Origin of the sequence: Streptomyces sp. NPDC048392 (assembly GCF_043200575.1) — a bacterium.
GTDB lineage: Bacteria > Actinomycetota > Actinomycetes > Streptomycetales > Streptomycetaceae > Streptomyces.
On sequence record NZ_JBICYB010000051.1, the window covers coordinates 16,869 to 28,632 of the forward strand.

9 protein-coding genes and 1 pseudogene are annotated in these 11,764 nt (G+C 70.7%); 3 read left to right on the forward strand and 7 right to left on the reverse strand.

The window, feature by feature from the left end; all coding sequences use genetic code 11:
• The gene (locus ACGFYH_RS34340) at positions 1-951 is read right to left on the reverse strand and encodes a DUF4097 domain-containing protein (protein WP_393807090.1); all 951 of its coding nucleotides are present in this window, start codon (positions 949-951) and stop codon (positions 1-3) included.
• A gap of 137 nt (positions 952-1,088) precedes the next feature.
• On the opposite strand from ACGFYH_RS34340, the gene ACGFYH_RS34345 reads away from it, so the two are divergent.
• Together ACGFYH_RS34345 and ACGFYH_RS34350 are read left to right on the forward strand one after the other, a co-directional pair.
• A complete protein-coding gene (locus ACGFYH_RS34345; RefSeq protein WP_393807081.1) occupies positions 1,089-1,889 on the forward strand; it encodes a hypothetical protein in 801 nt (266 codons plus the stop codon).
• A 109-nt stretch (positions 1,890-1,998) separates the two neighbouring features.
• The gene (locus ACGFYH_RS34350) at positions 1,999-2,184 is read left to right on the forward strand and encodes a DUF6104 family protein (RefSeq protein ID WP_393807082.1); all 186 of its coding nucleotides are present in this window, start codon (positions 1,999-2,001) and stop codon (positions 2,182-2,184) included.
• 440 nt (positions 2,185-2,624) lie between these two features.
• Here ACGFYH_RS34350 and ACGFYH_RS34355 read toward each other — a convergent pair whose 3' ends face one another.
• From ACGFYH_RS34355 to ACGFYH_RS34370, 4 genes are all read right to left on the reverse strand, one after another.
• The gene (locus ACGFYH_RS34355; RefSeq protein ID WP_393807083.1) at positions 2,625-6,431 is read right to left on the reverse strand and encodes a multifunctional oxoglutarate decarboxylase/oxoglutarate dehydrogenase thiamine pyrophosphate-binding subunit/dihydrolipoyllysine-residue succinyltransferase subunit; all 3,807 of its coding nucleotides are present in this window, start codon (positions 6,429-6,431) and stop codon (positions 2,625-2,627) included.
• Positions 6,432-6,711: 280 nt separating this feature from the next.
• Positions 6,712-7,836, reverse strand: a complete 1,125-nt coding sequence (locus tag ACGFYH_RS34360; protein ID WP_393807084.1) for a sensor histidine kinase — start codon at positions 7,834-7,836, stop codon at positions 6,712-6,714.
• Positions 7,833-8,570: a response regulator transcription factor gene (locus ACGFYH_RS34365; RefSeq protein ID WP_393807085.1), complete on the reverse strand. Its 738-nt coding sequence runs from the start codon at positions 8,568-8,570 to the stop codon at positions 7,833-7,835. The genes ACGFYH_RS34360 and ACGFYH_RS34365 overlap by 4 nt, the downstream gene beginning before the upstream one ends.
• A 113-nt stretch (positions 8,571-8,683) precedes the next feature.
• On the reverse strand, positions 8,684-9,382 hold the full coding sequence (locus tag ACGFYH_RS34370) for a spermidine synthase (protein WP_393807086.1): 699 nt from the start codon (positions 9,380-9,382) through the stop codon (positions 8,684-8,686).
• Between the two features lie 188 nt (positions 9,383-9,570).
• Between ACGFYH_RS34370 and ACGFYH_RS34375 the strand changes: the two are divergent.
• Positions 9,571-10,731 (forward strand): annotated as a pseudogene (locus ACGFYH_RS34375) (LON peptidase substrate-binding domain-containing protein); the annotation flags it as partial.
• A 46-nt stretch (positions 10,732-10,777) separates the two neighbouring features.
• Here the strand turns inward: ACGFYH_RS34375 and ACGFYH_RS34380 are convergent.
• Positions 10,778-11,038 carry a hypothetical protein gene (locus tag ACGFYH_RS34380; RefSeq protein ID WP_393807087.1) on the reverse strand — a complete coding sequence of 87 codons (261 nt, stop codon included), beginning with the start codon at positions 11,036-11,038 and terminating at the stop codon, positions 10,778-10,780.
• 226 nt (positions 11,039-11,264) lie between these two features.
• Complete coding sequence (locus ACGFYH_RS34385) at positions 11,265-11,522, reverse strand: hypothetical protein (protein ID WP_393807088.1); 258 nt, start codon at positions 11,520-11,522, stop codon at positions 11,265-11,267.
• Positions 11,523-11,764 lie beyond the last annotated feature (242 nt).

The following is an 11,764-nucleotide window of genomic DNA, read 5'->3' on the forward strand; positions in this document are numbered from 1 at the left end:
TCAGAGCACCTTCTTGTCGGTCGTGCCGTCGGAAGGAGCGCCGGTGGCGCCGTGGTCCCGGACGGAAGGGGGATTGTCCCCCGAGTCGCCCTGTGCGTGGTCCGCCGGGCCGGTGTCCCGTGGCTCCTGCTCCCACGGTGTGTCCTCCGTCGCCGGACGGCGGAGCAGGGCGATCGAGCCGGAGACCGTGGTGGCCTTCAGACTGCCGTTGCCCGCGCCGAGCCGGCCGGTGATGCGTTTGGCCCCCCACTGGCCGCCCACCCGGAGGTCCTCGAAGGCGCTGGAGACCATGCCGCTGGCCGTGTTCGCCTCGACCCGGGCGTCGGCCGGCTGGGGCAGCCGGATCGCGATCTCGCCCGACACGCTGTTCAGGCTGATGTCGGTGGGCCCGCCGGCCGGGTCAAGGTCGACGATCATCGACCCGCTCACCGAGTCGGCCCGCACGGAGGAGCCCGCCTCCACCACCGTCAGGTCGCCGGAGACGGAGTTGAAGCGCAGGTCTCCGGTGAGGGCCTGCGCCTCCACGTTCCCCGAGACGGTGTCCGCGCGGACGGGGCCCGCGAGGCTCACCAGCGTGGTGTCCCCGGAGACGCCCTTCACCTCGGCCGGGCCATCGAGACCGGAGACGACCGCCGCGGCGCTGACCGCGCCCACTTCCACGCGGGTGCCGACCGGCACTGCCAGGGAGACCACCGCGCTGCGCCGCCAGCCCTCGCGGTCAAGCCACTTGAGGAAGCCCTTCCAGGGCAGGTCCTCGTAGGCGACCGTGAGCACGCCGTCCTGGTGGGTCACGATCAGGGGCGGCCCCTCGATCTCGGAAACCTCCAGGCGGGCGGAACTCTCGTCAGTGCCCACCACGTTCACCGTTCCACCGACGATGCGTACGTGGAGCCGGCTCACGGACTCGTCGAAGGTGAGCTTCCCGGGCTCCGCGACGGACCACTCGGACATGGTGAAGACCTCCTCGACCGAACGCGCCATATCGCGTCCTTCGTAATTCACGATATATCGCGGTCGTGGAAAGTCAAGACACCCGTTCTGGCGATCAACGATCGGCCGGGCAGGCTCCTTTGCCCTAGCTTGTGAACATGTCGACGGAAGAGTCCGCCTCCGCTCCCGCTCCCGGCGCCCTGCTGCTCTGCCGCGCCGCGCCGGACTCCGTCGCCGCCGTCGCCCCCCTGCTGGGCGAACGGATGCCGCTGGTCCGGGCCGGCGAGGAATGGAGCGCGCTCGTTCCGGCGGGCGGGCCCTGGCGCGACGGCGGCGAACCGGTCGACCGGGTGGTCACCGGCTGGGCCGCGGCGCTCGCCGTCGGCGTCCCGTGGCCCGTACTCGCCCTGTGGTGGGACGCCGACCGGGCCGGATACGCCCTCGCCTCCGGATTCCGCCGCCCGGTGGGCTACGTGTGGCTCGCGGGCGGCACGCCGGCCGGCGAGGACGAGGCGATGCGCACCTTCGCCGCCCGGCTCGGCCTGGACCCGGTCCTCGATCTCGCGTCCCTGGACCGGCTGACGAGACCCGACCCCGGGGCCGACGCCCGCGCGAGGGTCCGCGGTCTGCTCGCGGTCCTCACGCGCGCGGGAGTCCGGCTGCCGGCCGGACTCGACCCCGGCGACCCCGCCGACCGCCTCCGCGAGCGCGCCGGCGCCCTGCCCGGCACCCGGTGGACCGCCGGGACGCGATGGCGCGACACCGCGAGCCTCGCCGTACGGCCGCCCGGAGAGTACGGACCGGGCGGCCGGGCCCTCGCCCTGGCCCAGGTGGCGGCCGGGGTGCCGCTCATGGCGTGGGGCGCCCGGCACCGCAGCGGCGGCTGGACCACTGTGGGTGCCCTGTTGACCGCCCACGGCGCGCCCGCCCTCGTCCGGCCCGCGCCGCGCAGGGCGTGACGGGAGTTCCGGTCCGGTTCCGCCTCGGTTCCGACCCGGCGCCGCGCGGCGGCGTCTGCATAGTCTTGGGGGCGAATTCGGCACACGGACGCACGCAGGAGAACACCACATGTACTTCACCGACCGCGGCATCGAGGAACTGGAGAAGCGGCGCGGCGAGGAAGAGGTCACCTTCGAGTGGCTCGCCGCACAGCTGCGCACGTTCGTCGACCTCAACCCGGACTTCGAGGTGCCCGTCGAACGCCTCGCCACCTGGCTCGCCCGGCTGGACGACGAGGACGAGGACGAGGAGTAGACGAGGACGAGGAGTAGAGGAGTAGGAGTAGGAGTAGGGCGGGGAACGGAAAGGGGGCAGGCGCCGGGTGCGACGCCCCCGGGGGGCCGGAGACGGCTGCGCGGCGGGATCGGCGCCCTCGCACCCGGCGTGGGCTGGGGCCGGCTGCTCCCCCGATGGGGTAGGAGACCTCCGCGGAAGCGGGGTCGCGGTCCCGCGGGTCACCCGGCAGGTCGGCACCGCCACGGGCGAGGCGGTGCTCGCCGGGCCGCGGCCGGAACTGCCGCACGCGGGCGGCCCTCGGTGCCCGTCGGCGCACCCGGCCGTACCGGGACTTCGAGCCCTGCCTCGGCCGGGCGGACGGGCGAGCGGTCCGGAGACAAGCCGGAGAGGCCGGCCCCTGGACGGGGCCGGCCTCTCCGGTCAGGTCGGGTCAGGCGGTGCCGGGCCCGTACGAAGCCTCAGGCTTCGAAGACCTCACGCACCAGCTGCTCCTGCTCGGCCTGGTGCCGCTTGGCGGAACCGACGGCCGGGGACGAGCCGTGCGGTCGCGAGATGCGGCGCAGGCGCTCGCCGTGCGGGACGTCGGCGCCGACCGCCAGGTCCAGGTGGTCGATCAGGTTGAGCGCGATGAACGGCCAGGCACCCTGGTTCGCCGGCTCCTCCTGGGCCCACAGGTACTTCTCGGCGTTCGGGTACTTGGCGATCTCCGCCTGGAGCTCGGCACCCGGCAGCGGGTACAGGCGCTCGATGCGGATGATGGCCGTGTCCGTCAGGCCGCGCTTCTTCCGCTCGGCGTCGAGGTCGTAGTAGACCTTGCCGGCGGTGAAGACGACCTTCTTGACGGCGGCCGGGTCGACCGAGTCGTCGCCGATGACCGGGCGGAACTGGCCCGTCGTGAACTCCTCCGCCTTCGAGGCCGCGGTCTTCAGGCGCAGCATCGACTTCGGGGTGAAGATCACCAGCGGCTTGTGGTGCGGGTTGTGCACCTGCCACCGCAGGAGGTGGAAGTAGTTCGACGGCAGGGTCGGCATCGCGACCGTCATGTTGTTCTGCGCGCAGAGCTGCAGGAAGCGCTCCGGGCGGGCCGAGGAGTGGTCCGGGCCCTGGCCCTCGTAGCCGTGCGGCAGGAGGAGGGTGACGCCGGAGGTCTGGGCCCACTTCTGCTCGGCCGACGAGATGAACTCGTCCACGACCGTCTGCGCGCCGTTGACGAAGTCGCCGAACTGCGCCTCCCACATCACCAGCGCGTCCGGGCGGGCCAGCGAGTAGCCGTACTCGAAGCCCATCACCGCGTACTCGGAGAGCAGGGAGTTGTAGACGTTGTACCGGGCCTGGTCCTCGGACAGGTACAGCAGCGGCGTGAACTCGTCGCCCGTCTGACGGTCGATGACGACCGCGTGACGCTGGCCGAAGGTGCCGCGCTGCGAGTCCTGGCCGGTCAGGCGGACCGGCACGCCCTCCAGGAGGAGGGAGCCGACGGCGAGGGTCTCGCCCATGCCCCAGTCGATCGTGCCGTCCTCGACCATCGCCGCGCGGCGCTGCAGCTGCGGCAGCAGACGCGGGTGGATGGTGACGTGGTCGGGGATGTTGACCTGGGACTCGGCGATCCGCTTGACGGTCTCGGCGCTGACCGCGGTGTTCACGGCCACCGGGAACTCGGCCTGCGGGTCCGAGGGCTCCGCGGCGGACGGCTGCGAGACCGCCTCGCGGACCTCGGTGAAGACCTTCTCCAGCTGGCCCTGGTAGTCCTGGAGAGCCTGCTCGGCCTCTTCCAGGGTGATGTCGCCGCGACCGATGAGGGACTCGGTGTAGAGCTTGCGCACCGAGCGCTTCTTGTCGATCAGGTCGTACATCAGCGGCTGGGTGAAGGCCGGGTTGTCCGACTCGTTGTGACCGCGGCGGCGGTAGCAGATGAGGTCGATCACCACGTCCTTGTTGAACGCCTGACGGAACTCGAAGGCGAGCCGCGCGACGCGGACCACGGCCTCCGGGTCGTCGCCGTTCACGTGGAAGATCGGTGCCTCGATCATGCGGGCCACGTCGGTGGCGTACATGGACGAGCGCGAGGACTCCGGGGCGGCGGTGAAGCCGACCTGGTTGTTGATGACGACGTGGACCGTGCCGCCGGTGCGGTAGCCGCGCAGCTGCGACATGTTCAGGGTCTCGGCCACCACGCCCTGGCCCGCGAAGGCCGCGTCGCCGTGGATCGCCACCGGCAGGACGGTGAAGTCCGTGCCGCCCTTGTTGATGATGTCCTGCTTGGCGCGCGAGACACCCTCCAGGACCGGGTCGACCGCCTCCAGGTGCGAGGGGTTGGCGACCAGCGAGACCTTGATCTGCTCGCCGTCCAGGCCGGTGAAGGTGCCCTCGGCGCCCAGGTGGTACTTCACGTCCCCGGAGCCGTGCATCGACTTCGGGTCGAGGTTGCCCTCGAACTCGCGGAAGATCTGCGCGTACGACTTGCCGACCACGTTGGCCAGCACGTTCAGCCGGCCGCGGTGGGCCATGCCGACGACGACCTCGTCCAGACGGGACTCGGCCGCCGAGTCGATGACCGCGTCGAGCAGCGGGATGACGGACTCGCCGCCCTCCAGGGAGAACCGCTTCTGGCCGACGTACTTGGTCTGCAGGAAGGTCTCGAAGGCCTCCGCCGCGTTCAGCCGGCGCAGGATGCGCAGCTGCTCCTCGCGCTCCGGCTTGGTGTGCGAGCGCTCGATGCGGTCCTGGATCCACTTGCGCTGCTTCGGGTCCTGGATGTGCATGAACTCGACGCCGGTGGTGCGGCAGTACGAGTCGCGCAGCACGCCGAGGATGTCGCGCAGCTTCATCAGGGACTTGCCGGCGAAGCCGCCGACCGCGAACTCGCGCTCCAGGTCCCACAGGGTGAGCCCGTGCTCGGTGATGTCCAGGTCGGGGTGCTTGCGCTGCTGGTACTCCAGCGGGTCGGTGTCGGCCATGACGTGGCCGCGGACCCGGTAGGAGTGGATCAGCTCGAAGACGCGGGCGGCCTTGGTGACGTCGTCGTCGTGGGAGGCGTCGATGTCCTTGAGCCAGCGGACCGGCTCGTAGGGGATGCGCAGCGCCTTGAAGATCTCGTCGTAGAAGCCGCTCTCACCGAGGAGGAGGTTGGCGACCTGGCGCAGGAACTCGCCGGAGGCGGCGCCCTGGATGACCCGGTGGTCGTAGGTCGACGTGAGCGTCATGACCTTCGAGATGCCGAGCTTGTTCAGGGTGTCCTGGCTGGTGCCCTGGAACTCCGCCGGGTAGTCCATGGAACCGACGCCCATGATGACCGACTGGCCGGGCATCAGGCGCGGCACGGAGTGGACGGTGCCGAGGCCGCCGGGGTTGGTCAGGGAGACGGTGACGCCGGTGAAGTCGTCCATCGTCAGCTTGTTGTCGCGGGCGCGGCGGACGATGTCCTCGTAGGCCTGCCAGAACTCGAAGAAGTTCAGCGTCTCGGCCTTCTTGATCGCCGCGACGACCAGCTGGCGGTCGCCGTTGGGCTTGACCAGGTCGATGGCGAGGCCGAGGTTGATGTGCGCCGGCTTGACGAGGGTCGGCTTGCCGTCCTTCTCGCCGAACGAGTGGTTCATCGACGGCATGGCCTTGATGGCCTGCACCATCGCGTAGCCGATCAGGTGCGTGAAGGAGATCTTCCCGCCCCGGGCGCGCTTGAGGTGGTTGTTGATGACGATGCGGTTGTCGAACAGCAGCTTCACCGGGACCGCGCGCACGGACGTGGCCGTGGGCAGCTCCAGCGAGGCGTTCATGTTCTTCGCGACCGCGGCGGCCGGGCCGCGCAGGGCCACCATCTCCGGCCCCTCGGGGGCGGCGGTGGCGTCCTTGGCGGGCGCGGCGGCCTTCGCCTGGGGCTGCGCGGCGGGCTTGGCCGGCGCGGGAGCGGGCTTCGCGGCCGGAGCCGCGGGGGCGGCGGCGGGCTGCGCCGGCTGGGCGGGAGCGGGGGCGGCCGCCTGCGGCTGGGCCGGGGCGGGAGCCTGTGCCTGCGGGGCGGGAGCGGCCGGTGGCGTGCTGCCGGAGTCCGTGGCCGTGGCAGCGGGGGCGGCCTGGGCCGCGGGCGCTCCTGGCCTGTAGTCGGCGAAGAAGTCCCACCAGGCTCGGTCCACGGAGTTCGGATCCTGGAGGTACTGCTGATAGATCTCGTCGACGAGCCACTCGTTGGCACCGAACGCGGCCGCGGGGTTCTTGCCCGCTTGGTCGGTGTCGGTCGAGATGCTCGAGTTGGTGGGGGACTGTGGCGACACGGCGAGAACCGCCCTCTTCCGCTTCACAAGATGGTGGACAGCGGAAATCAAGGCTACGCCTACCCGACCCGTAAGGTCAGACCGGGCCCGTTCATCGTCGCGTAAGTCACATCGCGGACCGCGTTTCGGTGCTGGAAATGGCGGGAAACAAGCGAGGTTCTGCCGCGTGCGGGATCGGGTGACCGTCGCCCGGCGCTCCACGAACGCGGGCCTGTGCCCGATCACACGTGTCCGCCAGCGCGGATGTAATGGATCTTGAGGCTCCGCTCCGAACCCTACGTCAACCGGACGTCGACGGCAGGCCCGGAAGAGTGATGAGAATCCGGCAGCCCCGCTCGGATTCGGCCACCCTGATCCGGCCGCCGTGCAGATCCACCGCCCAGCGCGCGATCGCGAGGCCCAGACCGGTGCCGCCGTCGCTTCCCGGACCGTGCGGCCGGGACACCGAACCCCGGTTGAACCGCTCGAAGACCCGGCGCCACTCCGAGCGCGGAATGCCGGGGCCCTCGTCGAGCACTTCCAGCTCCAGGGACTCGGGCAGCTCCCCGCGCCGCGCCCGGACCGTCACGCGGCCGTGCGGCGGGCTGTGCTTGACGGCGTTGTCGATGAGGTTGGCGACCACCTGGTGGATGCGCTCGGGATCGGCGTGCGCGGTCAGCTCCGGCGGGAAGACGTCCAGGGCCAGATGCACGTCGGTGCGGGTGTGGCTGCCGGAGCCGGAGGCGATGCCCGCGCGTGCCGAGGCGAGCATGTTGGCCTCCTTGAGCACGCCCGACAGGTACGGCCACACCTCGAAGCGCCGCTTGCGCAGCGGTACGACGCCGTTGTCCAGGCGGGAGAGGTCCAGCAGCGTCTCCACCAGCCGGCCGAGCCGCTCGGTCTGTCCGAGCGCCGTGCGCATGGTCTCCGGGTCGGCCCGGGTGATCCCGTCGACGATGTTCTCCAGCACGGCGCGCAGGCCCGCGATCGGGGTGCGCAGCTCGTGCGAGACGTTCGCGACCAGCTCCTTGCGCTGCTGGTCCTGGGCCTCCAGGTCGTCGGCCATGCGGTTGATGGTGACGGCCAGGTCGCCCAGCTCGTCGCGGCGGTTCTCGCGTACCCGGCGGGTGTAGTCGCCGTGCGAGATGGAGCGGGCGACGGCGTTCATCTCGTCCAGCGGCGCGGTCAGCGAGTGGGCCACGAACTGCGTGATCAGCAGCGTGGCGATCATCGAGAAGACCGTGATGAAGCGCAGCTCCGTCTTGGTGTGCACCGCGATCACCGAGAGACCGGTGGTGATCAGCACCGAGGTGACGACCAGCGCGCCCAGCTTGGTCTTGATCGAGAACGGGCGTACGCCGCCCCAGGGCTCCCCGGTGTTCCGAGGGCCTGGGCTCCTGCGCGCGGTCCCCCGTCCCGAACTCATGGCGTCGGCGTCTCCAGCGCGTAGCCCACGCCGTGCACCGTGCGGATCCGCTCGGCCCCGATCTTGCGGCGCAGCGCCTTGATGTGACTGTCCACGGTCCTGGTGCCGGAGGCGTCCGCCCAGTCCCACACCTCGGCGAGCAGCTGCTCGCGGGAGAGCACCGCGCGCGGGGTGTTCGCCAGGCAGACCAGCAGGTCGAACTCGGTGGGAGTGAGATGGACGTCCTCGCTGCGCACCCGCACCCGGCGCTGCGCGTGGTCGATCTCCAGTTCGCCCAGGCGCAGGATGCCGCTGCGCGGCGTCGAGGCGGCCACCACGGCCCGCTCCACCCGCCGCAGCAGCACGTGCACGCGCGCGGCCAGCTCGCGCATCGAGAACGGCTTGGTCATGTAGTCGTCGGCGCCCACGCCCAGCCCGACCAGCAGGTCCGTCTCGTCGTCGCGGGCGGTGAGCATCAGCACCGGCACCGGCCGCTGGGCCTGCACGCGCCGGCAGACCTCCAGACCGTCGAAGCCGGGCAGCATGATGTCGAGGATCAGCAGATCGGGCTGCCACGCCTCCGCCGTGTCGACGGCGGACGGACCGTCACCCGCCGTTTGCACCAGGAACCCCTCGGCGCGCAGGCGGGTCGCGATGGCGTCCACGATCGTCTGGTCGTCCTCGACCACCAGCACCCGGCGCTGTGAGCCCTGGGTGGCCGTCGTGCCGTTGTGGGAGGTCTGTGTCTGCTCCATCGCCCGCCCCTGAGGTGTGCTTTCCGGAATCAGTGGGGTGATCCCATGACTGCGATTGACGCTTGAATGATCCGCGTCAGAGCAGCAGCGTACGGGGAGCCACGGCGCCTTTGCTATCCAGGCCCGACGCCGATGTGGACGACGTCCGGAACGCCCCGGGCAACGGGGATCTCTTCGGTACGCACCTGCTGGAAACCGGCATTACGCAAGGTTTCTTCGAATTCCGGAGAGGGCTGCGCGGACCATACGGCAAGCACTCCGCCGGGTCTCAACAGCCGTGCGCAGCCCGCCAGTCCGGACGGCGCGTACAGCCCGTCGTTGCCCTCGGTGACGGTCCAGCCGGGGCCGTTGTCGATGTCCAGGCAGAGCGCGTCGTACGTGTCGGATGTCTCATTGACGTAACCCACCAGGTCCGCTTCGACGATCTCCGTGCGCGGATCGGCCAGGGCGCCGGCCGACAGCGCCGACAGCGGTCCGCCGCGGTGCCAGTCGACGATGGCGCGCTCGCGTTCGACGACCGCGATCCGGCCCCAGCGCGGGTCGGCGGCCGCGTGCGCGAGGGAGAAGCCGACGCCGAGTCCGCCGATGAGCAGGTGCGGCGCGGTCCGCCCGCCGGTGGCGGCCAGCGCGTCGGCCGCCACGTCGACCAGCCGCCGCTCCGAGCGCCCGTCGGAGGTGTCCATCAGGAAGCAGCCGTTGGCGATGATCTGCAGCAGCGCCCCGTGCCGGCGCAGGACGACCTCGCCGTACGGGCTCTCGCGACGGTCCAGCACCTCGGGAATGTCGTGGGAGTCGTGGGAAGTGATGGGCATCGTCCCATCCTGTCAGGGGGGACACCGGGGAATGCCGGGAGCTGCGCCCGCGCTGCCGTCTGTACGCCTGCTCGTACGCCTGGCGGCCCCGGCCCTTGATCGCTCAGAGCGAACACGCTGCGGGGAACAATCAGGGGCTCCCTTTCATTGAGTCGGTGTAACTCAACTTGACTGCCGAAGGGGAGATCATGGCTGCTGAGTCCGCCGCCTTCACACCGCTCACCCTGCCCGTGCTGCCGCTCGACGACGAAGTGGTCCTGCCCGGCATGGTCGTCCCCCTGGACCTGAGCGACGCCGAGGTACGGGCCGCGGTGGAGGCCGCCCAGGCCGCCGCCGGGTCCGAGCCCGGCAAGCCCCGGGTCCTCCTCGTCCCGCGCATCGACGGCACCTACGCCGCCACCGGCGTCCTCGGCACGGTCGAACAGGTCGGCAGGCTGGCCGACGGGGACCCGGGCGCCCTGATCCGGGGCCGGGGCCGGGTGCGCATCGGCGCCGGCACCACCGGCCCGGGCGCCGCACTCTGGGTGGAGGGCACCCGGGTCGACGAGACCGTCCCCGACCCCTCCCCCGCCTCCGGCCGGGGAGGCTCCGCGCCCGGCCAGGTCACCGAGCTGATGAAGGAGTACAAGGCGCTCGCCACCGCCTGGCTGCGCAAGCGCGGCGCCTGGCAGGTCGTCGACCGGGTCCAGGCCATCGACGACGTGTCCGCGCTCGCCGACAACTCCGGCTACTCGCCCTTCCTCACCACCGAGCAGAAGGTCGAGCTGCTGGAGACCACCGACCCGGTCGCCCGTCTGAAGCTCGCCACCCAGCAACTGCGCGACCACCTCGCCGAGCAGGACGTCGCCGAGACCATCGCCAAGGACGTCCAGGAGGGCGTCGACAAGCAGCAGCGCGAGTTCCTGCTGCGGCGCCAGCTCGAAGCCGTCCGCAAGGAGCTGCGGGAAATCAACGGCGACGGCAAGGACCCGGCCGAGGAGTCCGACGACTACCGCGCCCGCGTCGAGGCCGCCGACCTGCCCGAGAAGGTCCGCGAGGCCGCGCTCAAGGAGGTCGACAAGCTGGAGCGGTCCTCCGACCAGTCGCCCGAGGGCTCCTGGATCCGCACCTGGCTCGACACGGTCCTGGAGATGCCGTGGAGCGAGCGGACCGAGGACGCCTACGACATCCAGGGCGCCCAGGCCGTGCTCGACGCCGAGCACGCGGGCCTGGAGGACGTGAAGGAGCGCATCACCGAGTACCTGGCCGTGCGCAAGCGGCGCGTCGACCGGGGCCTCGGCGTCGTCGGCGGCGGCCGGCGGGGAGGCGGTGCCGTGCTGGCCCTCGTGGGCCCGCCCGGCGTCGGCAAAGGCTAACACAGTTGGGTGGACCCGCTCTGACCTGCGGAAACGTGGGCTACGGGCGCAGTGTTACCCGGATCGGACCCACCTCGGCGGTCCATTCTTCGCCCCGCTCAATAGCGGCGTTCCCCTCGTTGATGATCTGCTCATGCAGCGGCGACGCAACGTGCAACATCACGTGAGCGCGGGTCATGGTCTCTTCGCTCCCGAAGACATTCAGCAGAACATCAGTGATCAATTCCGATGCCGATTGAGCGTCCGGCCGCTCCTCGGTTCCGGCAACGTCCTCGAAGTCGATTTCCCAGGCAACATGCATGGGGGCACCCTATGGCCAGCGACGGACAACAAACGGCCCCGCTCATGGCCACGGGGGGCGGCACACAAGCGGGGCCATAGCGACGCCCTCACCGCCGAAGCGGCACCCCGCATACGAGGGCGGACCGGGGCGAGTGCCTGAGCACGTCAACTCAGACGGGGTACGTCCTACCCCTGCACAGGGCTTGTCCGGTCGGGAGCGTCGCCGTCCGACTCGCGGAGCTGTCTTACTCGCCGTCGCTCTGCGGGTCGGGGTCTTGGTCGGCGCGGGTCACGCGGGCATGGTCGGTGAAGACTCGCCGGAACAGGTCGTGACCGGTCTGCCCGCTGTGCCGTAGAGCCCAATCCTGCGCCGTCTCCTGGTTGTCCTGCGGGCCCGACTCGGCCCCGCACTCATGCGCCACACAGAACAGCTCATACGTCACCCCGCCCGCTGGCTCATGGCGGATCGTGTGGTCAACGAACCGGTACACAGCGCGCGTCATGCGTGCCCCTCGGGGTGCTTCCGCATCAGGACGTTGCAGTCAGACACGGTCGTCATGTCGCCACCCGTTCGGGCCCGATCTCGCACGTTGGCCAGTTCCCGGCAACCGGCGCAGCCATCAACCGGCGTCGGCTCCAACTCGTCCAGGCTTAACCCCGGGTATTCAGCGGAATTAAGGGATCTGACGCCCCGATAGCAGAAAGGTGCCGTTGACCTGCGAGGATGCGAGTGTCTAGATCGTAT